The following is a 25,220-nucleotide window of genomic DNA, read 5'->3' on the forward strand; positions in this document are numbered from 1 at the left end:
TTGAATTTTGAATGTTGAGTTGCCAAAGTTATTGTTTTATTACTGATGTTGTCGCCATGCAATAACTTTTTCAGTTTCTGCCAAAGCTGGACTAATGCCAAACCAGCGTCCACGAGGATCTCGGTATTCAAACAAATACATACTTCTGAGTAAGCTCTGATAATCAGACTCGCCTTTAACACTTTGTTGCTGTACAACTTCAAATAATAATTCCCACTGACATTCATCAATAGCTAATAGCAAATCATCACGATAATCTTTAATGACAGCTTCTAAACAATCTCTGGAAAATGGCGGATCTTGTCGTTGGAGGCAGCTGTACAGTAAACCTAATAAATTACGTATATGTCCACCACTAACACGGCATAAACGGTCTAGGGTGTCTGGGTGATCAAATAATTCTGTAATAAATTGCTCCCTTTCATTACAGGGAACTTCTGGAAAAGCTCTTGCTAGCACTAACTGACGCAGTAAAGACATTCCAGGTTCGTAGTCACTACCATCTCTTTGGCGCACTAGCACCATTGGCAATACTTTGGGAGCAATACCGCCTCCCAAACGGTTTTTCAGTGTTTCGTACTCATTGGAAAAAATTAACGCCAGGGGAATTGTGTAAACCAAATGGCATTTGAGTCTACGTAACTGTTCACCTCTATCAATGAATAGATATTCTGGTTGCGTCCGTCCAGATGCCATAGGACGCATATCAACTCGGTCTAAGTTATCTACGATGACTACTAATCCTTTTTGACCCCGCAACTTTAGCTGCTCAATAGCTTTTTCTAATATCTCTTCATTAATTGCTTGTAGAATGCTGTTGGTGCGAGGTTCTAAATACTGCCTAAGTTGATTGCGTAACTGAGTGCTATCTTTAGTTTTAGCCGTAATTTTGGCAATACCCAAGGAAAACTCTGCTTCTCCCGAAAGTTCTATCGGTGTTTGCAAGAAATCGCCGATTTCTTTAAACAAAGTGCTAAAGTAACCAGGTTTCTGTTTGACACCGATCGCTTCCAAACTCACACTAACTTGACGAGCGACACTCAACAAAATATCACTAATATCAATATCTGCCATATCCAGGTCTTGACTGGACTCAAAATAGACTACATGAAACCCCGCTACTTCTAACTCGGCTTTGAGGCGCTGCAACTCTGTTGATTTACCACAGCCAATATGACCTGTAAATAATTGGCAGGTAGGCTCATCAGGAGAAATACGACTGATAGTACGTTGTAATTCTTCGACAATTTTGCATCCACGTACATCAGCAAAATCTATATAATACTGCCGATCTAGCATCACACTCATATTTAGCGTATAGCTAGGGTTACAAGCTTTGTAAAAGCGTGACAAGTTTAATGTATTGCCCATTTTGCAGATAGTAGATGCTGTTTTTTGTCTGATTAGATACTAATTATCTCTAACCATTTGTTTTGGTGCGTATGTATTTACTCGTAATTTAACAACTAAATACTACAAAAATCGTAATTATTTTTAAAATTGGCATGGTAAGCTGTATGGACTCTAGCAAAGGGCTTGCTAACGGTGTCATGATGCTTAATCCATTGCCAATCCTGTTGGTAAAGTTCATCACTAATGCCTGAATTCCAGTAAAGTTGCTGTAAAGTATGACTAGAAATAAAGTCCCCGTTGGAGAGGACAGCTAGCCAATCGCGGTAATTCTATTGAAATTAAACAATTAGTCAAGGCTGGCAATGAATTGGACTGCAAACGACAAGAGGGATCAATGCCTGGTATAGTATATATTTCTCGTAAGGAGTTAGCTCAACGTCGCCAAAAGTTACGCCGACAGCGCCAAATGAAAATTTTGCAAGCTATTTGGCGAACTGTGGCAATTACTGGACTGGCGGGTGGTTTATTGTGGGTGACAATCCAGCCAATTTGGATACTCAAAACGCCTAAACAAATATCAATCACATCAGGCAATCAATCATTGTCACAAGAGGCAGTGCAGTCACTATTGGTGCTGTCATATCCGCAATCTTTATGGCGAATTCAACCAGCAGCTATCGCCGAATCCTTGAAAAAACAGCCAGCTATTGTACAAGCAACTGTTAGCCGTCGGCTTTTTCCTCCAGGTTTAATGATTGAGATCCAAGAAAGAGTACCTGTAGCAATAGCTCAAAGGACTCGATCCCAAGGCAATAACACTAACAAGACAGAAATATCTACAGGCTTATTAGATGCCCAAGGGGTTTGGATGCCTTTAGAAAAATACACAATGATTAACCCCGAAGTTAAATTACCCAGCCTGAAAGTGATCGGTGTTCCCGAACAATATCGTCAATACTGGAGTACACTGTATTCCTCTATTAGCCGAAGTTCTGTAAAAATTACAGAAATCGATTACCAAGATCCAACTAACTTAAAGCTGAAAACGGAACTAGGAATTGTCTATCTTGGCGCTCTAAGTCCCCATTTACCTCAACAAATCAGTGTACTGGCAAAACTACGCCACTTACCAACCAAAATCAATCCTACACAAATCAATTACATCGACTTGAAAAATCCTGATTCTCCATTAGTACATATAAACCAAACAAAGGAAATGGTTAACTCTCAAACTCCTTCACAAAATTAAGTATGTCTTATGTTTTAAAGACTCTTACGTGAATCAATAAAATTTATTTTTATAGAGAAATATATTTAGCTGTTTTGCTAATTTCTAGAGAGCTACAAGAAAACTAGCTTTGAGTTTCAACCCTTTAAGGCTAGGGAGCAACGGTAATTATTTGCGATTAATCAATAAGACGCAGATAGCTAGATTGTCCACACAAAGAAGTCGCAGGTATAATCAAGGGTTTGAACAGGGACTATAGGGTAGGGTGTTGACTCTGCGCTTTTTAGGGGTTAGAAAATCTTGGAAAAGATATGTAGGACTTGCGAGTGAAGCAATCGTCTGGGATTGCTTCGCTCGCCATGACTGTAAATATTCTTGTCTATCTACATAGACAGAGATTTTGCACTGCTACAACAACTGCATGAACCAAAAACCCCCAAATTTCATCAAACTTCATACCCCTAGTATCTGCTGCTTCCTGTCGAGTATCTCCCTTTCATTGCCTTCTGCAAAACTCTACTACTGAGCAGTTTATAAACACAGGCTTAAATATTACTACTATTCAGCTTTTCTTTAGTTACAACAAACAATACAGCAAGCTGAGTGTTCCATAAATCATCAGCAGATTCTTTATTGCAGCAAATTTCATTGTAAACAACCCGTGAAACTAAATTTTTGTTTAAAGTAGCAATTATCCCCAATTAAGAAACATATCAACTATATTATTAATTCAGATGAGACGTGCTGTAGCTGATACTGACAGATTTAGTGATCACCTTGAAATTTTTTATTGTAGTATTACTTGTATTTTTATTAAGTCTATGTTTAATTGCTTAGAGTTAGCCGCTAAAACTAATCATCAAGGAATCAAGAAATACTATTTTCAGTATATTCTTCCTAAAGAGTGTAGTAAAGAATACAAAAAAATCTCAGAATTAATAACAGGAAGTGATATAAAAACCAAGAGTGTGAGTAGTAATATCAATAACTAATTACAATGATTAACAAAATTAGAGAGAATGTATCGGTTATGCCAGAGATATACTATGCAAAATTGGCAATGTAGTGACAATATTAATATCACATTGAAGTTATACAGATCAATTTTAGTTAAATATAGGTATACTTCTCTAGAATTAGCCGTGTGATCGGCTGCTTTGATGGCTGATCCCATAGCAAGATGTCACACTTGTAATCTACTTGTGGTTAGAAGTAGTGATCACAGTAAAGAGCAGTGCCATAGATTTTAGCAGTGGCAAACCATAGTTGACTCTTAGGCAAATAGCATCTGAATAAAGTCGTTTATCTACCTTTCTGAATCCAATGACACTTGATAATAACCAAGAGCTTACCTATAAAAATTCCCAATCTTTGGGGCAGCCGAGCCTCTCACTAGCAGTTAACTCAACTAACCCCTTTAATCACTCTGGGCTGAATTTTGGACAAAACCACGATAATAAGAAGATTATTACGGAAAATAGCCGCATTGGCGAGATTGTCCCAGGACGAGTTGCTAACATCAAAGTTATCGGTGTCGGTGGCGGCGGTGGAAATGCGGTGAACCGCATGATTGAGTCTGATGTTTCTGGGGTAGAGTTTTGGTCAATTAACACTGATGCTCAAGCTTTAACTTTGGCAGGCGCTCCCAGTCGCTTACAAATTGGGCAGAAGTTGACACGAGGCTTAGGGGCTGGTGGTAATCCTGCTATTGGTCAAAAAGCAGCAGAAGAATCCAGAGATGAAATTGCTACAGCTCTGGAGGGTGCTGATTTGGTGTTTATTACTGCTGGTATGGGAGGCGGTACTGGTACAGGTGCAGCCCCAATTGTCGCAGAAGTCGCTAAAGAGATGGGCGCTCTGACAGTGGGTGTGGTGACACGTCCTTTTGTCTTTGAAGGTCGTCGTCGCACCAGTCAAGCAGAGCAAGGTATTGAAGGGCTAAAAAGCCGGGTTGATACTCTGATCATCATCCCTAATAATAAATTGCTAGAAGTTATCCCTGAGCAAACACCTGTGCAAGAAGCTTTTCGCTATGCAGATGATGTGTTACGCCAAGGTGTGCAAGGAATTTCAGATATTATTACGATTCCTGGTTTGGTAAACGTAGACTTTGCTGATGTGCGGGCTGTTATGGCAGATGCAGGTTCGGCATTGATGGGAATTGGTGTGAGTTCCGGAAAATCCAGAGCCAGAGAAGCCGCGATCGCCGCTATCTCCTCACCATTGCTAGAATGTTCTATCGAAGGCGCTAGAGGGGTTGTATTTAATATTACAGGTGGTAGTGACCTCACCCTACATGAAGTCAATGCCGCCGCAGAAACTATCTATGAAGTAGTTGATCCCAACGCTAATATTATTTTTGGCGCTGTAATTGATGACAGACTGCAAGGTGAGGTAAGAATTACCGTCATTGCTACTGGTTTTACCGGCGAAATTCAAGCAGCGCCCCAGCAGAATGCGGCCAGTGCGCGTGTAGTACCTCCGCCATCGAAACGCACACCCTTACAACAACCAGCAGCTAATCAACCAGCACCATCTCCTATTCCTGAACCAAAAGAAAAAACTGGATTGGATATTCCTGATTTTCTCAGAAATCGGCGACCACGGAATTGAGCGGTTTTAGATTTGAGATTATTAAAAATTTGTAGTCTTAGGTCAGGCTGATTGCTATATAAAATCTGCTAGTTCTCAAGTTGCACCAGAGGTAGAAGTCAGCAATGCTGTTGCTATCTCATGTAATGGCTGTTGTTGTCACAAATAAATCTATACCACACAAAAACAAAATCAAGTTATACATAATTCTGCCGACTTGGATGTCCATTTATGTTTTTGGGACGGAAGAGAAGCAGAATTTTTTAAGATGCTGATTTACCTCCTAAAGTCTGAGCAGCACCTGTCTTGAATCTGAATAGACAGTTGATGACAGGTGCGATCGCAATTTATAAGTAAAAGGGCTTACATAAGTATCATAAATTGCTTATTGAGGTATTCAGTAGTCCTTAGTCCATAGTTAAAAGTAAAACGGTGAAGTAAGAAACTCTAGAGACTTAATCAAAACTACTTTTACAGAAAGGTAGTTGGAAGTAGAAATCCGCAGGTAAGTGAAAATTATTTTAGTTTTTTATTTGTTAAATTCTGCTCAACCCATTGAATTACCTGATTACCAAGGCGAGTGCCATCTAGCCTGTCGATTTCCCTGACTCCTGTAGGGCTAGTGACGTTAACTTCTGTGAGGTAGCCACCAATCACATCAATACCTACGAAAATTAAGCCGTCTTGGCGTAGTTTTTCGGCTAATTGGGTGCAGATTTCATACTCTCTGGGGGTAATCTCAGTTTGAGCAACTGTACCACCAGTTGCCATGTTATTACGAAAATCGCTCCCACTCGAAAGTCGATTGAGAGCGCCAATTGGTTCGCTATTAAGGAGGATAATGCGTTTATCTCCTTCTTTAGCCTCTGGTAAATAGGTTTGTACCATAACTGGTAATCTGCCTTGGTAGGTACTGAGTTCGACAATCGAATTGAAATTGCGATCGCCTGATTGTAAAAATAAAATCCCTTCCCCGGCTTTGTTACCCAATGGTTTAAGAACAGTTGCCCCTTTAGCTTCGACAAACTGACGAATCAACTGTTTATCGGCACTGACAATGGTTTCTGGAATGGCGTTGGTAAACTGGAGAGCATACATTTTTTCGTTTGCTGCTCGGATACCACTGGGACTGTTGATTACCAAAGTTTTGTTTTGGTCAATGTAATCCAGGATGTAAGTAGCATATAGGTAAGCATCGTTAACAGGTGGATCTGTCCGCATAAATACGGCATCCATGCTTTCCAGGGATAGAAAGGAACGTTGGCTCAACTGATACCAAGGATTGGCTGCGATCCAACGTCCATCAACTAACTGTATTGGGTCTAATTCCACCTGTTGTAAGATAGCCCAAGCTTTACCTTCTACTACACTCAGCCAATTGGACTGAGTTATCCAGATTTCATGACCCAAAATTTGCGCTGCTTCCATCAAAGCCACGCTAGTATCATGACATGGGTCAAGCTGATGGATGGGATCAATAATAAAAGCCAGTTTCACACTTTTTGCCTCAATCGCCAGGACATTTTCAGGATAGTCAATTTAGATTATCCCCTGACGCTATGATTGATTCACCATCTTTACGACTGGAAAACAATCCCATGCGGATCATTTGGATATGGTGCGAAATTATTGAGCGATTAATAACTCATCTAGCTTGCCTTGAGCTTCTAGAGCGTGGATATCATCACAACCACCAACATGGCGATCGTTGATAAAAATTTGTGGTAAAGAGCGTCTGCCATTTGCTCTTTCAGACATTTTAGCCCGTGCTGCTTCGTCACCATCGATACTGTATTCGATAAAATCAACACCCTTGCGATTCAGCAAATTTTTAGCTCGGATGCAAAAGGGGCAAGTTGCCCAAGTGTAAATCTCTACCTTAGCTGCCATAAAGTCCTCAATGTGGTGCAATACTTATTAATTTTAGAACTTTAGCACTGGCTGTTAAGCAACTATCCTGTTGTCACCCAAACTCTCAACAACCATAGGTATAGTTTGATGGATAGCTAATAAGTAAAATTAGCGGCGAAATATAGAAGCTTTCACCGCCAATATGAAATTGATAGTTTTTTGGCTCTTCATCACTTAATTATGCTAAATGCGTCTGTAAATAAGCTTAAAACCCTTACTGGGTAATCGTAACAGCCTTTAGTCGTAATTTTTGAGCGTGAATTGTGAAATTGACGCTACATAATGACTATAAGGCTCTACTTTCAAGGTAAGTTACGGACTTGATTTAAAATTCCAGCATAATACGTACTGAAGAACCAGTTTTTTTAATGGATGTAAATATTTTCTGTTTTTTTTGAGAGCTTTAAAGCACTGAGAGCAAATAAACCAAGGGCAGCAATTGCAGTAGGTTCAGGTACTTTTTTCGGTGGTGGTGGCGGTGGCGTGTAGTAAGGTGCTTGTCCTTTAAGTTTGCTGCTACCGTTACGGCTACCATTTTGAGATCCAACACTCATTAACCTAGCGCCAAAGTTTTGCTGAGAAAACTGCTCTAAAGTGAGAGCCTTGGAGGTATGGTAGAGCGTGAAAGTAGTTGTTTGAAAATCGTCTCCTCCTCCGATTCCTTGTTGGCCAATTTCTACGCCAGCATCAAATTTTCCGCCGCCACCATTCAGATTATTACTACTACTACCGACAGATTGAATTGTTCCAGCAGGACCAAATTTACTAGCTGTGATATTTGCACCAGTTACTTTTAGGTCTTTGAGGAGAGAATCGTCTAAAATGTTAAAGAATAGTCCCCTAAGATCAGCAATTGTGTTGCTACCAGTAGGTAGATAATCTACCTTAAATTGAACTTTACCAGATCCTGCTATTTGGTCATCCAAGGTAATCTGTACTCTTGCATCAGAACCTGTGAATTCCTCGATTATGAAACTTAAGGAAGCAGCATTAGCAGGGGCAAATACAGATGAGGCCATAACAACAGCAGTAGCCGCTAAACAAGAAGGTGCTACTGCGCTTGACCAGAGATTTTTCATAATTAATTGTGCTGACGAACAAGAATTTTGAGATGTATCTGTAAAGTGGAGAGTTTGTTTAAATCACTACCCATCTTGTAGCCAGAAGCACCTAAATTGATAGACTTAACAACAGTTTAAATAGGTGACTAAGATTTGTCTATGATAAGGTTACTGTGTTCAAGAACTCTTCATTTAGAACTTTAAATAAAGAAAAAACCCAGTATAAATCCTGGGTATATATAGAACAATAATTTAATTTAGTTTCTGTGTTTACCGTAAGTCTACAGCATATTGAATTAACTGGCTCAGGCGATGACGTAGGGTTTCTAATCCTAAACGCTGACTGGCAGAAATAAACACTGCTAAAGGAAACTCTTCCCGTGCTAAAGCTAGAGTTTGGCTATCTACTTGATCAATTTTGTTAAACGCAACTAACGCTGGGCCGGGAGTAATTGGCATTTGCGCGAGGATTTCCCGGACTGAGCGAATATGACTCAACCAAGCAGGGTGTGATAAATCTACTAAGTGTAGTAAAGCATCAGCCTCTGTAACTTCCTCTAGGGTAGCGCGAAAAGCATCCATTAACGATGCTGGTAGTTCATGAATAAACCCTACTGTATCTGTAATCAGAATTTCTTGGGTTTCTCCATTCTCAGCACCAGGAATGACTAAACGGCGTGTCGTAGGGTCGAGAGTGGCAAATAATTGGTCGGCAGTGTACACTTCCGCGTTAGTAAGGGCATTTAATAAGGTGGATTTACCTGCGTTGGTATAACCAACCAAAGCCACTGAAGGCACTTCTCGATGTTGCCGTCGTTGTCGTAGCCTAGAACGGTGAGCTTGTAGCTGATTGACTTCTTGTTGCAAGCGAGAAATGCGTCGCTGAATGGCACGGCGTTCGGTTTCTAACTTAGTTTCCCCAGGGCCACGAGTCCCGATACCACCCCCTAATCGAGACATTGCCTGTCCCCTACCTGTGAGTCTAGGCAGCATATATTCTAGTTGTGCCAATTCGACCTGTAATTTACCAGCACCGGATTGAGCGCGTTGAGCGAAGATATCCAAGATTACTTCTGTGCGGTCAACTACTCGAATACCAATTTGCGCTTCTAAGTTACGAACTTGGGCTGGTGAGAGGTCGCGGTCAAAGACGACAAGATTACATCCTAGAGTTTGGGCTGTGAGGGCGACTTCTTGGACTTTGCCTTCACCGATAACAGTTTGCGGGTGAATGCGCGATCGCTTTTGTTGTACTGTCTGTAAGACATCACCGCCAGCTGTATCCACTAACCGCGCTAATTCTGCCAAGGTATCATGGAATTGCTGGAGTGACATTTCATCAGTCATCACACCTACAATTAACACACGGTCATGGTCTGCATCGACTTCTTGGGCAACGAATTCCCGACGGAATTCCTCTTCTAGTCCTTCCACCAAATCGATGAAATCCTGCTGTGCCAGGTCATCTAAATTTAGAGGTGGTGATACACTCCAGCTAGGAGATTGGACATTTTTTGAACCTGAAAACGCTGCACTAGGAATCAAAGCACGGGCATCTTGAGGGACTAGGTGCGCTAAATAAGCTTCTTTAACGTAGCCCGTAGCCCCACCACCGCGCCGTGTAAAGCCTGTTCCCGTAATATTAATGACAGCTAAGGCATCTAGGCGTTGCATTGCCATTGCTGTTAAGGCTGCCTCATTTGGCGGTTCTGCCTTGAGATGGGTAGCGATGCAACGAATACCACTGAGACGTTCCGCTCCATAACGAGGCAATTCCATTGGCGGAATTTGCGTTTGACGCGGAGTGCCTACACCAACACGAATCACTTGTCCGCGACGGTTGACGTAGGCACACACAGGGAGATTAATTTCAGTGCTAATGGCTGCCAGACGCTGGGAGAACTCAGGCGTAGTGATGCGATCGCCTGGGATGCGTTGGTGGTACAGTCGCTGTAGTTGTTTCAGCTGACTGGACTTTAAACCCTGAAGATTTCCGAAAATAGTTTCTATAGGCGTTTCGACCAGTAAACTGGCCCCCCGAATCCTTCTATTGTCTATTTTACAACAGTGCTAGGACTGCACACTCTGTCTTTTGGGGGTTGGGTGGTTAATTTAAGGCTAGAGATGAGAATTTACACTTTACGCGATCGCTTGAGCATAAAAAAGAAAGGTTGAGTTAGGTTTTTATAATCCATAATTCCTAAGACAGTGTTATCATCTACTTTTCTAAAAAAATCATTGATTGGTAAATAATCATAAATCATTGTAGCCGCAACTTTGCCTCTATACTCCATCATGCGTAGTCTTGCTTGGCTGTTTTCGGTTTTCATTAAATAAATTATTGGCATGAATAATGGTTTTAGAGAATTATTTTTGGGTATGGATACTTTTAAAAACCAGTCCATTAAAGTGGGATTAGGTGCGACCCGAAAAATCTTTTCTTGACTATCTAAAAATAATAAAGGATGAACGTTTTCAGAATCTATAAATTCCTTGCCATACCAATTGGCAATTTCCAACAAACCATCCATTGGATGATTTGTATTTAATCCAGACCCTTGCCAACGACCAAACATAAACTCTAAATTTACAGGTTCGAGAGCGTCAAAAATTTCTAAAGCTTGTTCTGTTGTAGTGTGACCTGTGTTCAAAATTAACTGATAATTCTCTAATGTTTCCATTGTTATTCTCCTGATAAGTGCTATTTTGCGGGAACGAACCTTTAATTATGAAATTCTATCAGGACTTACGCAAGTGTCACAATTGGTGGTTGGTGCGTGACGCTATAAGTCTGATGACTACGTTCAAATAATCTTGCTGCGTCAAGCACCCTACAGAAAAAATATGCCTACAAACCTTTCATTATTTACCCTGTTCTACTTAATTTCAGGATTGTAATCAACACACACTATTAGCCCAGTGAGTAATTCTTGCATAACATCTGCCGAAACTTTTCCTAAACATCTAACAAATCGCTCAGTTGTGATACTACGAACTTGTAAAACATTGCCTGCTGAGTCTGAATCTAAGCCGTTTTGATCAGTTCTTGGAATAGGAATCATAAAAGGGCGATTTTGAAATTTAGGTTGCCATGTTGCTACAGGAATAATCATTCGCATAGGTATAGAGGTAAAAATATCAGAACTAATCACAATACCAGGGCGAGTTTTTTGAATTTCCTGTCTTCTAGTTGGGTCAAGTTGCACTAACCAAATCTCTCCTCTCTTGGGATTAGTCATTTTCTAATTCCCAATCTTCACTATGCTAATACAGAAAACTCGGTTAATTCTGGGTCTGTTAAAAAATCCTCGGCTGTAGCCACCATATAAGGTTCTAGTATTTTGTGCCGTTCTGCTATAGGTAGCTTGGCGATTTCTTTAAGAGATAACCGTTTTTCTGGTTGCAGTGATTTGTCCCTTGCTAATTGGTGATTTGTTGTGGTTTTTTGAACAAGAAATTCAACAAAATCTAGCACTTCCTGCTGTTTCTCATGGGAAAGAATGCTTAGATTATTGATCACAGCCTGTTCAATATTTATTGTTTCTGACATTTTATTTGCATTCCCTGAATATATGAATATATCTCTCTCGCATTAAAAGCTATTTATTTTTCCATCAATTCTTGAAACAGTTCATCGTTTCTAATGCTATCAAAATCTGAATCTGTTTTTGCCCATGTGCGACATTGTTCAGGATTTAAATTAATAGCTATTTGCAAATTTTCTATTGCTTTTTCAACATTATTTTGCAGGGCATAACAGCAAGCTTTATTGTACCAAGCTTGGTGTAAATCTGGTTGAAATTTCAGTGCTTGGTCGTAGGATGATATCGCCTCTTCATTGCGTTCTAAATTAAATAGCGCAACGCCGCGATTGTTCCAAGCTTCGTGAAAATCTGGTTGAAATTTCAGTGCTTGGTCGTAGGATGATATCGCCTCTTCATTGCGTCCTAAATTTCTTAGCGCATTGCCCCGATTGTACCAAGCTTCGTGAAAATCTGGTTGAAATTTCAGTGCTTGGTCGTAGGATGATATCGCCTCTTCATTGCGTCCTAAATTAAATAGCGCAATGCCGCGATTGTTCCAAGCTTGGTGTAAATCTGGTTGAAATTTTAGTGCTTGGTCGTAGGATGATATCGCTTCTTCATTGCGTCCTAAATTTCTTAGCGCAATGCCGCGATTGTTCCAAGTTTCGTGTTTATCTGGTTTAATTTTCACAGCTTGGTCGTAGGATGATATCGCCTCTTCATTACGTCCTAAATTAAATAGCGTATTGCCGCGATTGTTCCAAGCTTGGTGATCATCTGGGTTAAATTTCACAGATTGGTCGTAGGATGATATCGCTTCTTCATTGCGTCCTAAATTTCTTAGCGCAATGCCGCGATTGTACCAAGCTTCGTGTTTATCTGGTTTAAATTTCAGTGCTTGGTCGTAGGATGATATCGCTGCTTCAAATTCTTTTGCTGCATAGAGCAAATTACCTAGTTCAAATAGTAAACCTACCTTCCTATCTTCTGTTTGATGTTGTTCTGCTAACAAGTCTTGAAATTCCAGAACTTTTTCAATTTTTTCTTCTTGGCTAAGTTTTAAATATGCCTCATAATTTCCCAACAATATCAAACGATTTGATTCCCGTTCAACTAATTCTGGAGTAGTTGGTAGTTCAAATACTCCAGAACGCCAATCAAAGAAATCTGGGGCGCGATGAATTAAATAGTTGATGGAGAAGGAACGCAATAGAAAAACAAAGCAAAATGGGAAATCATCTCTAAACCTTTCTCGCTGTTGGTTTAAGTGATTTAAAATATGCGGCACGCTGGTTAAATTGCTAAATTGTCCTTCGGTTATTTCACCAAAGGTTCTTTTCTCATATTTATATAAGGAATATTCCAGACCTTTAATTAATAAAATATCTATTTGCTTGTTTTGAACAAACTCAGCCACTCGCTGATATAAATTATCAATCGCCTCAACTAAGCGCAAAACTTCTATATGCTTGTGGGGAATATCCTGGGGAAGTTTAATAATTAAATTATCTGCTTCCACAGGAGTACACTGGACAAAATACAAGCCAAATCCAGATTTGCGTTTCAGGGCGCGGACTAAATCTTGATAGGCTGCTTCCGGTTCAGGGGGTAAATCATCATCCCAGTTGTTGAAATCTGAGTTCATGGAAGTTTTGCTACGGCTTCTTTAAATTCTGTAACTCCTTGAATTAATGGATGAATATCATACCAACGCTGCATCTCGCCTTCATCATCTAGATAGCGATATTCTAAAAGGCATCGGTTATACATCAACTTTCTATACTCATCATCATTAATAATACGTTTAGTACGGGAAACTTCTGCTAACAAACACCATTGAGAATTTTCGACGGCGCGGCGGTAAGTATCTCTAGCTTGAGTAATTCTCTGCGTACAGCATTTTCTGTAATTGGTAAGTCTTCAGTCCGTCCAATAGCGACTTGAGTTAACAATAGCAAATTCCTCACATGACCTCCACTCATTAAGCAGAGTCTTTCTAAGGTTTGGGGACTGTCAAAAATTTCCTGCTCTAATGATAATTCCGGTGCAATGTGTCGGACTCGCCTGTTAATTACTTCCTTAACTTTCTTGATTCCTGTCTGGTAAACTTCACCTTGGATAGTTTTCACCATAATCATCGGTAAAGTCAGACATTCACCATATATATCCCTAAGATCAGTTGCCCTTGTAGAATACAACATGGAAATAGGGAGGGTGTAAACTAAATGACAGTCTAAAGCTTGAAGTTGTTCGCTGCGGTCTAGAAATACTTCGTCATAATTGGTACGTTCTCCATCTTTAACTAACACCATCCGGTCTAAATTATCAACAATTACCGCCAGTTTTGTGTAGCCGTTAGGTAAGTTTTGTTTAGCATCCCCAAGAAACTCATTTAAAACCTGAATTAATGTAACAGTGTGGGGGTTAACTTTTTGGCGAATCTTCTGGCGTAATTCAGGAACAGCCCTTAAATTTGCTGTCAGTTTGGCAAATTGACTCAGTTGTGCTTCTATTGCCAGGCTGTCAAATTCTATGGGAGTCTGCACTAAGTCTTTCACATCATCCCACCGATTTTTGAGCCAGTCGAGTATGGGACGAGGACTAGCGATTTCTTTCAAATCTTTGAGTAAGCGGCGAGTACAGGCCAGGAGAATATCTGTATATTGAGCATCTTCTGAGTCGATATCTTCCTCATCAGCCGCAAAATAGACGACGTAAAATTGGCGATTTTCTAAATACTTTTTTAACCTGAGTAGTTCTGTAGATTTACCCGCACCCCGATGACCAGAATACAATTGATAAGTATTTTTATCTGACAGTCGCATCCGATTTCCCAACTCTTGGAGAATATCCGCATCTCCCCGCACATCCTGACAATCTACATATTTGGGATCACCTGCTGGTAAAGGTTCAAAGGGGTTAAAGGCGTTGTAGAGTTGACTGAGTAAGTCAGGACTATTAACCATATGTAAAAAATATAGCAATGTTGCTCACAATACCAAAGATTATAGAAAATGGCAGTGCTGGGGAAAAGAAAAAAATAGTAAAATGAGGCTCTGATACTCATCAATGGAGTTAAAAGACTCGTTTATGAGTATCTGAGGTAGATCAACGAAGTTCAGATACTCGGCGACGAGTATCTGAGGTAGATGAACAAAGTTAAAAGACTCGTCGCCGAGTATCTGAGATAGATAAACGGAGTTCCAAGACTCATTCACGAGTATCTGAGATAGATGAACAGAGTTCCAAGACTCATTCACGAGTATCTAAGATAGATGAACAGAGTTCCAAGACTCATCGCAAGCAATCATCAAACTTTTACAATACAAGGCTTTATAACCTGTCACCTGTTCCCTGTCACCTGTCACCTGTTGTAGAAGTTGGCGTTAAAGTTGTTCGCCATTGCTGCACCGCTTTTTGTAATTCCCCATACAAGCAACTATCAAACTGGGGATATACAGGTAACCGCGGTACTAATTCCCACCCCGTAGGCTGTAAAATTTCTCTTAATTCTTGCTCCTGAAGATGGGGATAATCTGGATTTACTTCATCTTTTGGGCTGATTCCGCCTAAATCTCTTGCACCAGCTTCTATACAAGCTAGTAACCATTGTTTATCTTTAACTAAATTCGGCGGAATTTGAATTGTAATATCTGACGGTAAAATCTGGCGTGCTTTCGCAATGACTACTGGTAGTTGATGAGGATCAAAAGGTTGTGCGTTAAAGGTTTGCTGATTCCCTGGACTGTGAGGTTGTAAGATGACTTCTTGAATGTGGTGGTAACGTTGATGAATGTGAGAGATAGCTGCTAATGTTTCCCACCAATCATTAGAGGTTTCCCCAATTCCCAAAAGTAAACCAGTGGTAAAGGGTATCTGCAATTCTCCCGCCCATTCTAATTGTTGCAGTCTGAGTTCCGGTAACTTACTCGGTGCATGGCGATGGACTGTCTTTAATAATGTTGGGGTTAACTGTTCTAGCATTAAACCCATTGAAACGTTGACATTCTTTAGTTGTTGCATTTCTGCAAAACTTAAAGGACCTGCATTGGTATGTGATAAAAAACCCATCGATAGTGTTAATTCACACAAATCATAAATCCTCTGAAACCATTCCTGACGTTGGGGTGAGTGGGGATGCACTTCACCACTAAGGATGAGAATTTCACAGACTTGCTGATTTTGCAGTCGGTTTAGAATATCTTCTGCTGCTGATAAACTCAGCCAAGGGCTTTTACCGGGGTCGGTGCGGAAGTTACAGTAGGTGCAGCGATTGAAGCACTCGTAAGTGGGAACGATTGTGTAAGCAGGGCTATAGGTGACGATAGAAGAGTTTGCCACTGGCATAAAATAGAATGCTTTGAAGAATTGTAAATGATTTAAGTTAAATAAAAATTATTGCCTCTGTAGACTGAAAACCTTACAGGAACTCAGTATTAGAGGTTTCTACAGGGTAATGTAAAAAATTGTTTCTCAGAGTGCTTTACAAATCTAAACATCTTAGTTAAGATATGTAACAACAGGTGAAAACACCTGATACATACATAAATTCAACCGTAATCATAAAAACATGACCGCAACCTTACAACAGCGCCAAAACGCCAACGTATGGGAACAGTTCTGCAACTGGATTACCAGCACCAACAACCGCTTATACATCGGTTGGTTCGGTGTCCTGATGATTCCCACCCTGCTAGCTGCAACCACCTGCTTCATCATCGCCTTTATCGCTGCTCCTCCTGTGGACATCGATGGTATCCGTGAACCCGTTGCAGGTTCTTTGCTCTACGGTAACAACATCATCTCCGGTGCAGTTGTTCCTTCTTCTAACGCTATCGGTTTACACTTCTACCCCATTTGGGAAGCTGCTTCCTTAGATGAATGGCTGTACAACGGTGGCCCTTACCAATTGGTAATTTTCCACTTCTTGACCGGCGTATTCTGCTACTTGGGTCGTGAGTGGGAATTGTCCTACCGTTTAGGTATGCGTCCTTGGATTTGCCTAGCTTTCTCTGCACCCGTAGCAGCAGCAACCGCAGTATTCTTGGTATACCCCATCGGTCAAGGTTCCTTCTCTGACGGTATGCCCTTGGGTATCTCTGGTACCTTCAACTTCATGATCGTGTTCCAAGCGGAACACAACATCCTGATGCACCCCTTCCATATGTTAGGTGTGGCTGGTGTATTCGGCGGTTCTTTGTTCTCCGCAATGCACGGTTCTTTGGTAACTTCCTCCTTGGTGCGTGAAACCACCGAAACCGAATCTCAAAACTACGGTTACAAATTCGGTCAAGAAGAAGAAACCTACAACATCGTAGCTGCCCACGGTTACTTCGGTCGCTTAATCTTCCAATACGCGTCCTTCAACAACAGCCGTTCTCTGCACTTCTTCTTGGCTGCTTGGCCTGTAATCGGTATCTGGTTTACCGCTTTGGGTGTCAGCACAATGGCGTTCAACCTGAACGGTTTCAACTTCAACCAATCCGTGATTGACTCCCAAGGTCGCGTCATCAACACCTGGGCTGATATCATCAACCGCGCTAACTTAGGTATGGAAGTAATGCACGAGCGCAACGCTCACAACTTCCCCTTAGACTTGGCTGCTGGTGAAGTTGCTCCTGTTGCTATCAGCGCACCCGCTATCAACGGCTAATCTTCAACCGAGTTTAATAGACTCAGTTAAATAAAAAATACCCTCCAGAAATGGGGGGTATTTTTGTTTGGTTCAAGAAAGTAGTTGATATCGAACATGGTATAGTAATTAACGAAATAACCCCTAATGCAGATGTTACTTGACGGCAAAGAGGATTCAACTACAGGCTAATGAGATTAAACCCAGGTTACAACTTCTAAAAAAGAAATCTTTATTGATAGAACCTAAGTTGGCAGGTAAGATTAAAGAAATTGGAATTACACTATCTAAGTATAAAAATGAACTTATTGATAAAAAACGATTTTTAATAGAATTTCTCAATGAATTTTATTACGATATTCAGGCTTATATATATGAAATAAAACCAATTGTAAATTTATCTGAAGCAGAAATAGAAAAATTTTGTCAACAAAAGAACCTATCTGTAACTGAGTATTATTGGTACAGTGTCATATTCCCTAATTGGTTGAGTCAAGAAGATCCAAAATTTTCTTACTGGGTTGAAAAGCTTATACAAGAAAAGTATAGTGGCAGCGATGAAAATTTAATTTTAGCTCTAATTCAAACCATTAATGCTAGAACTGACGGCAGTGCTTCAGAACGTTACATCCTAGATTTATCTATGGCTACAGATTTACTTGTTAGTCATTTTCCTACTAAACTTGAGCCTGTGTTTGTTCAGCTTACAGGTATTTCTAACTTGCGGGATGGACAGCTTAACCCTGACTTTCTGAATAAGCAGCAACGATGGAGTAATACTTTATCATGCTGGAGTATTAAACGGGCTTTACTGGTGGCTCATGATGCACGAGTGAACACTCCAGACAATCTACTCAAGTTAGCAGATGTTATGCTTAAAGAAAGTAGCGATCGCCCTGCCAATTTTGTTGATATGATAACCTTCACTGGATAGTATTATGACTAAAGATGTAAAGATTTATAATCAGTCCAGTTCTGAGGTAGATGCTGATTATCTGGCAGCATCCCAGCAATTGCAGCTAGATAAACAAAATTATGGTGCTGATTATATTCATCTTTATGTTGATGATATAGAAGGTGATTGGCTAGAGAATTGGGCTTGGGAAGAAGATTTAGCAGACTATACTGAGGCTTTTTATCATCATTGTGAGCAGGAAAATTATCAATTTGCTTTTGATACTTTGAAAGTTTGTGATGATATTTTAAATCAGCCAGAAAATTATGAAAAATGTTTAGAACTCTATAGTTATTTGGTTCAAAAATTAGAATCATTAGAAATTGCAAAACTGGCTGAGATAAATAATCAAGATATTTTGGCACAAGCTAAACAGAGTGTTTTAAACTTGAAAAATAATAGATCAAGAGAAAATATGTCAGAAGAAATTACTTTTACTATAAACGAGAGAAAAATCACTCGTATAGAATATATACGAAAACTTTTAGAAAAAATTCACAATGGAGTGATTAGGAAGACCTGGAAATTTCAAAGTGAATTTATAAGGCAAGATAGTGAACATTATTATAATCTAAAAGCAACGGCTTATATTGCTGATTTTTTGGTAAAATTCGGAGTATGCGGCACTTGCGATGCAGTATCTTATTACTTAACTATAAAAAACTCTGCAAATACAGAAGAAAAAATAGTTCATGAAAGATATGATAATTGTGAATTTTATAGTGGGTGGAGTAATCCAAATTTTAGCTATGAGGAATTTAACTTAATAAAAGAGTATTTAGAAAAGATTGAGCAAGCAAATTGGCAGTCTAAGTTCTCTGATTTAGACGCTTTACCTGAATAAAATATTGTAAATTAGCTATTGCCTCGACTACATCCGATAGGCAATTAACAAAATAAGTCTTATTCTGATTAATATTGATTTAAAGTAATAAAAAAGCATCTTCTGAAAAAAAAGATGCTTTTTTAATTTTATGAGAAGCCGTAGTTGGTTAGATACCGTGTGTCGTAAAGAAATCTTCCCATGCTAATACTACCTGATCTGCCCAGGTTAGAATGTCATATTGATTTCCTTCTGCTGTCTCAATTACAGGTATAAACCCTGTCACAGGAATACTACTAGAACAAGTAATGCTTGTCATACTTACCTTTAGTGGAGAATTTCCAGTACCTGTTGCTGTTGATCTTGGATTATGTTTTTCGTCATCAAAGTTTCGATGTTTACTACCATTACATAGGTCAGCACAGATACTTAGAACCTTATTATTATTCACATACTCTTCAACATCTCTAGGAGTAAAAGTTTTTGTCCCTTCCTGCTTTAACCAATCTTTTACATGATAGGCGGTTACTGCAAAATTGAATACGGCATCAGCTATTCTCTCCTGATCTTGGCTGCTAAGAGAGTCACTCAGTTTCTCTTTGTCTCTGCATACCTTACCAAATAGGTCTTGTGCTGATTTATACCAATAATTTAGACCAGGAACAATCATAATTCTTTTAATAATATTACACAAACTATTATAAGCAGTATTTTTACGGTTTACAAGATGGTCGTTGTATGGTTCGACAGATATTCGTTCTTTTAGACTATTGGCAATTAATTTTGACTGAAACTCTAGGTAGAATACATAAGCTTCATCCTTTTTCCTCTAAATATTATGGGTAGCACTTTTGGTCATCTTTTCCGTATTACTACTTTTGGTGAGTCTCACGGCGGAGGCGTGGGGGTTGTGATTGATGGTTGTCCTCCGCGATTGGAAATTTCGGCTGAAGAAATTCAAGTAGAGTTGGATAGAAGACGACCAGGACAAAGTAAAATTACGACTCCCCGCAAGGAAGCAGACAGTTGTGAGATTTTGTCTGGGGTGTTTGAAGGTAAAACTTTGGGGACACCAATATCAATTTTGGTGCGAAACAAAGATACTCGTCCCCAAGATTATGACGAGATGGCGCAAAAGTATCGTCCTTCCCATGCGGATGCTACCTATGATGCAAAGTATGGGATTCGTAATTGGCAAGGTGGGGGCAGGTCGTCAGCCCGTGAGACAATAGGGAGAGTAGCAGCAGGTGCGATCGCTAAAAAAATTCTTCGTCAAGTTGTGAATGTTGAAGTTATCGGTTACGTCAAGCGCATCAAGGATTTAGAAGGTGTAGTTGACCCCAATACCGTTACGTTGGATGAAGTCGAAAGCAATATTGTACGCTGTCCTGATGGGGATTGCGCGCAAAAAATGATTGAATTAATTGAGCAAACTGGTAGACAAGGTGATTCTATCGGTGGTGTTGTGGAATGTGTAGCGCGCAATGTCCCCAAAGGTTTGGGTGAGCCTGTATTTGATAAATTAGAGGCTGATATTGCTAAAGCTGTGATGTCTCTCCCTGCTAGCAAAGGGTTTGAAATTGGTTCAGGTTTTGCAGGGACACTATTAACAGGAATTGAACATAACGACGAATTTTATATAGATGAAAACGGGGAAGTTCGCACCGTAACTAATCGTTCTGGTGGGATTCAAGGCGGTATTTCTAATGGGGAAAATATCATTTTGCGTGTTGCATTTAAGCCTACAGCTACCATTAGAAAAGAGCAAAAAACAGTGACGCGTGAGGGTGAAGAAACATTATTAGCGGCGAAGGGAAGACATGATCCCTGTGTTTTACCCCGTGCAGTTCCAATGGTAGAAGCGATGGTGGCGTTGGTGTTGTGCGATCATTTGTTACGCCAACATGGTCAGTGTAAAGTGCTGTGATTGTGATAGCGATCGCCTAATTTCAAGTATCAATGATTTTGGCGATCGCTTATTATTAAACTTGCATAATGGAGAGTTAAGAGTATTATCATAATTGCAGCGATCGCCTGTCTCAATACCTCTCTAAAAACCTATCGTATTGTTATCTGAAAATGAAGGTACTTTTGAGTATCTTCTTTATTATTTTTATACAATCTATCTCTAATATTATATGAATTTTATCACAATTTTAGGATTATCAGCCGCTATATTAACTACCATTGCTTTCTTGCCACAAGTGTTGCAAACATGGCGCACAAAATCAGCAAAAGATGTTTCTTACCTCATGCTGATTACATTTATGAGTGGTCTTTTTTTATGGTTACTATATGGAATTTATCTGCAAGCTTGGCCGATTATTTTTGCTAACGGCACAACTTTGGCTCTGAACTTTGTAATTCTATGGCTTAAAATTAAATATAGATAATATTTTGAAACGCAGAGGTACGCAAAGTAAAGCGCAGAGAGAAGTATGAGCGGCGGCTTCCGCCGATCATAACTTCGGTGGGTACGCAGAGATTTGCACCTCAGTAGACTAGGAAACGCTATATCGTTATCAAAACATCTTCTAACCTCAACCCTGTTACCTGATTTAATTAAGCACCTGTGACATCTTCTTTATTTACTGCTGAACGCCTGTTATTTACTCCTGCTACGCCGGAAACTAACGCCATACCATTGATATTCGCTTTCCCTAATGAGTATACAGTAGGTATCACTAGCTTGGGCTATCAGGTAGTCTGGGCAACTTTGGCAATGCGTAATGATGTGGAGGTGAGTCGTTTATTTACTGATATTTCGGAATCACTTCCTAGAAATCCAGAAATTGTCGGATTTTCGATTTCTTGGGAATTAGATTATGTGAATATTTTAAATTTGTTGGAATCTTTAGAAGTCCCCATTCGCGCCATTAATCGTGATGATTCTCACCCTATTGTTTTCGGTGGTGGCCCAGTTCTCACTGCTAACCCTGAGCCTTTTGCTGATTTTTTTGATGTAATTTTATTAGGGGATGGGGAAAATTTATTAGGGAATTTTATAGAAGCTTATAAAGAGGTGAGAAATGCTTCTAGACAAACTCAATTGCAAGCACTTGCACAAGTACCAGGAATTTATGTGCCGAGTTTGTATGCAGTAGAGTATCAAGAAATAAACGGGGAAATTAGTTCTATTCAACCTATTTCTTCAGAAATTCCTGCCGTGGTGCAGAAGCAAACTTATCGGGGAAATACTCTCTCAGCCTCAACTGTGGTGACTGAAAAAGCGACTTGGGAAAATATTTTTATGGTGGAAGTGGTGCGGAGTTGTCCAGAAATGTGCCGCTTCTGTTTAGCTAGTTATTTAACTTTACCTTTTAGAACGGCGAGTTTAGACGGTTCTTTAATTCCAGCTATTGAAAAAGGTTTACAAGTTACAAATCGCTTGGGTTTATTGGGTGCTTCTGTTACACAACATCCAGAATTTGAAAATCTATTAGATTATATTAGTCAGCCAAAATATGATGATGTGCGGCTGAGTATTGCGTCAGTTAGAACTAACACAGTGACAGAACAGTTAGCGAAAACTTTGACGAAACGAGACACGCGATCGCTTACCATAGCTGTAGAGAGTGGTTCAGAAAAATTACGCCAAATCATAAATAAAAAGCTACATAACGACGAAATCATCCAAGCAGCCATTAATGCGAAAGCTGGCGGTTTAACAGGCTTAAAACTCTATGGAATGGTAGGTATTCCAGGGGAAGAACCGGAAGATTTAGACGCAACGGTGGCGATGATGCGGAGTATTAAAAAAGCCGCACCGGGGCTGCGCCTCACCTTTGGTTGCAGTACCTTTGTACCGAAATCCCATACACCATTTCAATGGTTTGGGGTGAATCGTCAAGCAGAAAAGCGGTTGCAGTGGTTACAAAAACAACTCAAACCCCAAGGTATAGATTTTCGCCCAGAAAGCTATAATTGGTCGATTATACAAGCTTTGATATCGAGAGGCGATCGCAGAATTTCCCAACTACTGGAACTTACCCGCAACTTTGGTGACTCCTTGGGAAGCTACAAACGTGCTTTTAAGGAACTCAAAGGTCAAATTCCTGATTTAGATTACTACGTCCACAATAATTGGTCACATGAGCAGATATTGCCCTGGAGTCACTTGCAAGGGCCACTGCCACAGTCTACACTACTAAAGCATTTGGCTGAGGCTACCAGTCATTTTTCAAAGCAACTTCAGCCATTAGATTTATAGTTAACAAGTGAATGCAAAACACAGCTGAGTTTTATTGCGCCTACTGCGGTGAACCCAACTTAACCTTTATTGACTTAAGTGCTGGGGGACAACAGTCTTACGTTGAAGATTGCCAAGTTTGCTGTCGTCCCAATATCTTATATATTCGAGTGGATGAAGACACCCTAGAAATTGAAATTGATACCGAATACGAAGGCTAGATTGTAGGTTTTCCTTTCCATGCTACACTTTCAACATTCCTCCGTCATTAACGCGCCAGTGGAAGTAGTTTGGCAATTCCACGAAAGACCAGATATTTTACAGCTATTAACTCCACCTTGGCAACCTGTGCGGGTAGTTCGCCGCGAGGGAGGATTAGCAGTAGGTGCGACTACGGAGTTTAGACTGTTTCTTGGCCCTTTACCTCTAACTTGGTTGGCGCGTCACACTGAATGTGAAAAGTATCATTGGTTTACTGATATCCAGATATCGGGGCCTTTTGAATCTTGGATACATCGCCATGAATTTGTAGCAGAAGGGAATAAAACCAAGCTGACTGACAATGTTTCGTACGTTATGCCTGGAGGGGAAACTGTAGAATTTGTTAGCGGTTGGTTAATACAAGTGCAATTAGAAGCAATGTTTCGCTACCGTCATTTTGTGACTAAGCGCGAGTGTGAGTCAAAATCATAAAATTCTCGTTTTTTAGACTTGTTTAACGGTTAAAACTTGTGTTCGTCTGTATGCCTACGCTACAGGTTCACAGGCGGGATAGGTGAGCTTTTAAAGCAGATAACCTATCCTGGAAGTTGCTTTTTCAGTGCCTCTAACCCCGCCCAACGGTTATCAACAGGTTTCTCTGTATTCTCACCAGCACTACTAAGAATACCTGGACAATTTAAATCACACAACTGACGCTGAGGCAATTCCAAACACATCTGCTCATATAGCCATTCACTTGGATAAAAATAACCATTGGGTGACAAAGTTTCCACCAAATCTTCTATAGCCACTTCCCGTTCTAGCGGCAAGTCTTGCTCTTGATTAGCAGTCTCATCTAACCAGATAACTTCTTGAGTATTCACCACCAAACGGTGATTGTAATTTTGTAAGCAGCGATTACAGGTACAAGTAATAATGGCTTCTGCCTGTGCTGACACATCCAGATAATTACCATGATGCTGCACGCGGACGTGACCACGAACTGGTGTCAGTGTTTCTAGACCAGGCAGAAATTCTTTAACTTGAACTTCCTCGGTACGCTCCGGGGCCTTAGTTAGCTGCGGAATAAAAATTGCGTCCATCGGATTTGTGAGACATGATCATGAAAATTTAGATCAATCATCAGCTATTCTGCTGACAATCCATTTATAGTTTAGCCCCAACCAAGAACAAATATCCTTTGTTGAGTAAGTAAGTGAGTGAGCTTTTCATAGTTCATCAACTATCGCCGGACGAACAACCAAATGACGATGAGGTTCCTTCCCGCGACTGAAGGTTTCTAAATCCCCAAGCTTTTGGAAGAAAGTATGTACCAAACGCCGTTCCGCAGAACTTAAAGATTTGATTTCCACTTCTTGACCTGTGGAACGCACTTGCTCGGCGGCAGTTTCTGCTATGGCTTGAATTTCAGCCTGTCTTTTGACTCGATAACCGTTCAATTCGACTGTGTAGGAAGCTTGTCCTTCCTGGGGTTGGTTGATGTTGAGCGTCGAATTAGCCAAATACTGAATTGCATCCAACACAGACCCATCAGCACCAATCAAAATATGAATTTGTTCTGAAGTCAAGGTGGTTTCGTCTATTGTCAACCAGTAACTATCTATTTCTGGGGAATCTTCTTCTGGAGCATCGAGAGTTTCTAAACTACCTCGAATCTCAGCTGATATCCCAGTGAGTTCCAGCAGTGATTTTAGCCACTGCTGACCTCGCTGCATGGGAATATTGCTCAT

At 40.2% G+C, this 25,220-nt stretch carries 24 protein-coding genes and 1 pseudogene; 11 read left to right on the forward strand and 14 right to left on the reverse strand.

Annotation, left to right across the window (positions count from 1 at the left end; translation table 11 throughout):
• Window positions 1–39: 39 nt before the first annotated feature.
• Window positions 40–1,371: an ATP-binding protein gene (locus NOS7524_RS17370; RefSeq protein WP_015139799.1), complete on the reverse strand. Its 1,332-nt coding sequence runs from the start codon at window positions 1,369–1,371 to the stop codon at window positions 40–42.
• Window positions 1,372–1,747: 376 nt separating this feature from the next.
• Here NOS7524_RS17370 and NOS7524_RS17375 point away from each other — a divergent pair, with 376 nt between their 5' ends.
• The 3 genes from NOS7524_RS17375 to ftsZ all read left to right on the forward strand — a co-directional run bounded on the left by NOS7524_RS17375 (window position 1,748) and on the right by ftsZ (window position 5,194).
• On the forward strand, window positions 1,748–2,602 hold the full coding sequence (locus tag NOS7524_RS17375) for a cell division protein FtsQ/DivIB (RefSeq protein ID WP_015139800.1): 855 nt from the start codon (window positions 1,748–1,750) through the stop codon (window positions 2,600–2,602).
• Window positions 2,603–3,315: 713 nt separating this feature from the next.
• Window positions 3,316–3,573 (forward strand): hypothetical protein, encoded by a 258-nt coding sequence (locus NOS7524_RS17380; protein WP_015139801.1) that lies wholly within the window; start codon window positions 3,316–3,318, stop codon window positions 3,571–3,573.
• 331 nt (window positions 3,574–3,904) lie between these two features.
• Window positions 3,905–5,194, forward strand: a complete 1,290-nt coding sequence (gene ftsZ, locus NOS7524_RS17385) for a cell division protein FtsZ (RefSeq protein WP_015139802.1) — start codon at window positions 3,905–3,907, stop codon at window positions 5,192–5,194.
• A 495-nt stretch (window positions 5,195–5,689) separates the two neighbouring features.
• Here ftsZ and gshB read toward each other — a convergent pair whose 3' ends face one another.
• The 10 genes and pseudogenes from gshB to cofG all read right to left on the reverse strand — a co-directional run bounded on the left by gshB (window position 5,690) and on the right by cofG (window position 16,016).
• Window positions 5,690–6,670, reverse strand: a complete 981-nt coding sequence (gene gshB / locus NOS7524_RS17390) for a glutathione synthase (RefSeq protein WP_015139803.1) — start codon at window positions 6,668–6,670, stop codon at window positions 5,690–5,692.
• A 129-nt stretch (window positions 6,671–6,799) separates the two neighbouring features.
• Window positions 6,800–7,063: a glutaredoxin 3 gene (gene grxC, locus NOS7524_RS17395; RefSeq protein ID WP_015139804.1), complete on the reverse strand. Its 264-nt coding sequence runs from the start codon at window positions 7,061–7,063 to the stop codon at window positions 6,800–6,802.
• 386 nt (window positions 7,064–7,449) lie between these two features.
• The gene (locus NOS7524_RS17400; RefSeq protein ID WP_015139805.1) at window positions 7,450–8,163 is read right to left on the reverse strand and encodes a hypothetical protein; all 714 of its coding nucleotides are present in this window, start codon (window positions 8,161–8,163) and stop codon (window positions 7,450–7,452) included.
• A 252-nt stretch (window positions 8,164–8,415) separates the two neighbouring features.
• Window positions 8,416–10,002: a GTPase HflX gene (gene hflX, locus NOS7524_RS17405; RefSeq protein ID WP_083882618.1), complete on the reverse strand. Its 1,587-nt coding sequence runs from the start codon at window positions 10,000–10,002 to the stop codon at window positions 8,416–8,418.
• Window positions 10,003–10,277: 275 nt separating this feature from the next.
• On the reverse strand, window positions 10,278–10,826 hold the full coding sequence (locus NOS7524_RS17410) for a DUF4334 domain-containing protein (RefSeq protein WP_015139807.1): 549 nt from the start codon (window positions 10,824–10,826) through the stop codon (window positions 10,278–10,280).
• Between the two features lie 195 nt (window positions 10,827–11,021).
• On the reverse strand, window positions 11,022–11,384 hold the full coding sequence (locus tag NOS7524_RS17415; RefSeq protein ID WP_015139808.1) for a type II toxin-antitoxin system PemK/MazF family toxin: 363 nt from the start codon (window positions 11,382–11,384) through the stop codon (window positions 11,022–11,024).
• A gap of 20 nt (window positions 11,385–11,404) precedes the next feature.
• A complete protein-coding gene (locus tag NOS7524_RS29565) occupies window positions 11,405–11,695 on the reverse strand; it encodes a DUF2281 domain-containing protein (RefSeq protein ID WP_015139809.1) in 291 nt (96 codons plus the stop codon).
• A gap of 53 nt (window positions 11,696–11,748) precedes the next feature.
• A complete protein-coding gene (locus tag NOS7524_RS17425; protein WP_015139810.1) occupies window positions 11,749–13,314 on the reverse strand; it encodes a tetratricopeptide repeat protein in 1,566 nt (521 codons plus the stop codon).
• Window positions 13,311–14,635: pseudogene (locus tag NOS7524_RS17430) on the reverse strand (ATP-binding protein). Before NOS7524_RS17430 ends, NOS7524_RS17425 begins: the two are co-directional and overlap by 4 nt.
• 391 nt (window positions 14,636–15,026) lie before the next feature.
• The gene (cofG, locus tag NOS7524_RS17435) at window positions 15,027–16,016 is read right to left on the reverse strand and encodes a 7,8-didemethyl-8-hydroxy-5-deazariboflavin synthase subunit CofG (protein WP_015139811.1); all 990 of its coding nucleotides are present in this window, start codon (window positions 16,014–16,016) and stop codon (window positions 15,027–15,029) included.
• A gap of 223 nt (window positions 16,017–16,239) precedes the next feature.
• Between cofG and psbA the strand changes: the two genes are divergently transcribed.
• The 3 genes from psbA (at window position 16,240) to NOS7524_RS17450 (ending at window position 19,100) form a co-directional block, all read left to right on the forward strand.
• Window positions 16,240–17,322 carry a photosystem II q(b) protein gene (gene psbA, locus NOS7524_RS17440; RefSeq protein WP_015139812.1) on the forward strand — a complete coding sequence of 361 codons (1,083 nt, stop codon included), beginning with the start codon at window positions 16,240–16,242 and terminating at the stop codon, window positions 17,320–17,322.
• 229 nt (window positions 17,323–17,551) lie between these two features.
• Complete coding sequence (locus NOS7524_RS17445) at window positions 17,552–18,235, forward strand: hypothetical protein (protein ID WP_235622362.1); 684 nt, start codon at window positions 17,552–17,554, stop codon at window positions 18,233–18,235.
• A gap of 4 nt (window positions 18,236–18,239) precedes the next feature.
• Window positions 18,240–19,100, forward strand: coding sequence for a hypothetical protein (locus NOS7524_RS17450; RefSeq protein WP_015139815.1), 861 nt, complete (start codon window positions 18,240–18,242; stop codon window positions 19,098–19,100).
• Between the two features lie 148 nt (window positions 19,101–19,248).
• Here the strand turns inward: NOS7524_RS17450 and NOS7524_RS17455 are convergent, their stop codons facing one another.
• Window positions 19,249–19,749, reverse strand: coding sequence for a hypothetical protein (locus NOS7524_RS17455; protein ID WP_015139816.1), 501 nt, complete (start codon window positions 19,747–19,749; stop codon window positions 19,249–19,251).
• A 168-nt stretch (window positions 19,750–19,917) separates the two neighbouring features.
• On the opposite strand from NOS7524_RS17455, the gene aroC reads away from it, so the two are divergent.
• From aroC to NOS7524_RS17480, 5 genes are all read left to right on the forward strand, one after another.
• On the forward strand, window positions 19,918–21,006 hold the full coding sequence (gene aroC, locus NOS7524_RS17460; RefSeq protein WP_015139817.1) for a chorismate synthase: 1,089 nt from the start codon (window positions 19,918–19,920) through the stop codon (window positions 21,004–21,006).
• 211 nt (window positions 21,007–21,217) lie between these two features.
• Window positions 21,218–21,472, forward strand: a complete 255-nt coding sequence (locus tag NOS7524_RS17465) for a SemiSWEET family sugar transporter (RefSeq protein ID WP_015139818.1) — start codon at window positions 21,218–21,220, stop codon at window positions 21,470–21,472.
• Between the two features lie 179 nt (window positions 21,473–21,651).
• Window positions 21,652–23,289 (forward strand): B12-binding domain-containing radical SAM protein, encoded by a 1,638-nt coding sequence (locus tag NOS7524_RS17470; protein ID WP_015139819.1) that lies wholly within the window; start codon window positions 21,652–21,654, stop codon window positions 23,287–23,289.
• An 11-nt stretch (window positions 23,290–23,300) separates the two neighbouring features.
• The gene (locus tag NOS7524_RS17475; protein ID WP_015139820.1) at window positions 23,301–23,489 is read left to right on the forward strand and encodes a CPXCG motif-containing cysteine-rich protein; all 189 of its coding nucleotides are present in this window, start codon (window positions 23,301–23,303) and stop codon (window positions 23,487–23,489) included.
• A 19-nt stretch (window positions 23,490–23,508) separates the two neighbouring features.
• Entirely contained in the window at window positions 23,509–23,961 is a 453-nt protein-coding gene (locus tag NOS7524_RS17480; RefSeq protein WP_015139821.1) for an SRPBCC family protein, read from the forward strand.
• 104 nt (window positions 23,962–24,065) lie between these two features.
• Here NOS7524_RS17480 and NOS7524_RS17485 read toward each other — a convergent pair whose 3' ends face one another.
• Together NOS7524_RS17485 and NOS7524_RS17490 are read right to left on the reverse strand one after the other, a co-directional pair.
• Entirely contained in the window at window positions 24,066–24,572 is a 507-nt protein-coding gene (locus NOS7524_RS17485) for a YceD family protein (RefSeq protein WP_015139822.1), read from the reverse strand.
• Between the two features lie 126 nt (window positions 24,573–24,698).
• A complete protein-coding gene (locus NOS7524_RS17490) occupies window positions 24,699–25,220 on the reverse strand; it encodes a Jag family protein (protein ID WP_015139823.1) in 522 nt (173 codons plus the stop codon).

The sequence above is a fragment of the Nostoc sp. PCC 7524 genome, assembly GCF_000316645.1.
Lineage (GTDB): Bacteria > Cyanobacteriota > Cyanobacteriia > Cyanobacteriales > Nostocaceae > Trichormus.

What these genes read in the sequence shown, in the direction of transcription:
- NOS7524_RS17415 (WP_015139808.1), bottom strand. Translation starts at nt 11,384, where the DNA reads ATGACTAATCCCAAGAGAGGAGAGATTTGGTTAGTGCAACTTGACCCA.
- psbA (WP_015139812.1), top strand. Translation starts at nt 16,240, where the DNA reads ATGACCGCAACCTTACAACAGCGCCAAAACGCCAACGTATGGGAACAG.
- cofG (WP_015139811.1), bottom strand. Translation starts at nt 16,016, where the DNA reads ATGCCAGTGGCAAACTCTTCTATCGTCACCTATAGCCCTGCTTACACA.
- NOS7524_RS17465 (WP_015139818.1), top strand. Translation starts at nt 21,218, where the DNA reads ATGAATTTTATCACAATTTTAGGATTATCAGCCGCTATATTAACTACC.
- NOS7524_RS17450 (WP_015139815.1), top strand. Translation starts at nt 18,240, where the DNA reads ATGACTAAAGATGTAAAGATTTATAATCAGTCCAGTTCTGAGGTAGAT.
- grxC (WP_015139804.1), bottom strand. Translation starts at nt 7,063, where the DNA reads ATGGCAGCTAAGGTAGAGATTTACACTTGGGCAACTTGCCCCTTTTGC.
- NOS7524_RS17400 (WP_015139805.1), bottom strand. Translation starts at nt 8,163, where the DNA reads ATGAAAAATCTCTGGTCAAGCGCAGTAGCACCTTCTTGTTTAGCGGCT.
- NOS7524_RS17455 (WP_015139816.1), bottom strand. Translation starts at nt 19,749, where the DNA reads ATGATTGTTCCTGGTCTAAATTATTGGTATAAATCAGCACAAGACCTA.
- ftsZ (WP_015139802.1), top strand. Translation starts at nt 3,905, where the DNA reads ATGACACTTGATAATAACCAAGAGCTTACCTATAAAAATTCCCAATCT.
- NOS7524_RS17480 (WP_015139821.1), top strand. Translation starts at nt 23,509, where the DNA reads ATGCTACACTTTCAACATTCCTCCGTCATTAACGCGCCAGTGGAAGTA.
- NOS7524_RS17375 (WP_015139800.1), top strand. Translation starts at nt 1,748, where the DNA reads ATGCCTGGTATAGTATATATTTCTCGTAAGGAGTTAGCTCAACGTCGC.
- NOS7524_RS17475 (WP_015139820.1), top strand. Translation starts at nt 23,301, where the DNA reads ATGCAAAACACAGCTGAGTTTTATTGCGCCTACTGCGGTGAACCCAAC.
- NOS7524_RS17380 (WP_015139801.1), top strand. Translation starts at nt 3,316, where the DNA reads ATGAGACGTGCTGTAGCTGATACTGACAGATTTAGTGATCACCTTGAA.
- NOS7524_RS17410 (WP_015139807.1), bottom strand. Translation starts at nt 10,826, where the DNA reads ATGGAAACATTAGAGAATTATCAGTTAATTTTGAACACAGGTCACACT.
- aroC (WP_015139817.1), top strand. Translation starts at nt 19,918, where the DNA reads ATGGGTAGCACTTTTGGTCATCTTTTCCGTATTACTACTTTTGGTGAG.
- NOS7524_RS17425 (WP_015139810.1), bottom strand. Translation starts at nt 13,314, where the DNA reads ATGAACTCAGATTTCAACAACTGGGATGATGATTTACCCCCTGAACCG.
- NOS7524_RS29565 (WP_015139809.1), bottom strand. Translation starts at nt 11,695, where the DNA reads ATGTCAGAAACAATAAATATTGAACAGGCTGTGATCAATAATCTAAGC.
- NOS7524_RS17490 (WP_015139823.1), bottom strand. Translation starts at nt 25,220, where the DNA reads ATGAGCAATATTCCCATGCAGCGAGGTCAGCAGTGGCTAAAATCACTG.
- NOS7524_RS17370 (WP_015139799.1), bottom strand. Translation starts at nt 1,371, where the DNA reads ATGGGCAATACATTAAACTTGTCACGCTTTTACAAAGCTTGTAACCCT.
- NOS7524_RS17485 (WP_015139822.1), bottom strand. Translation starts at nt 24,572, where the DNA reads ATGGACGCAATTTTTATTCCGCAGCTAACTAAGGCCCCGGAGCGTACC.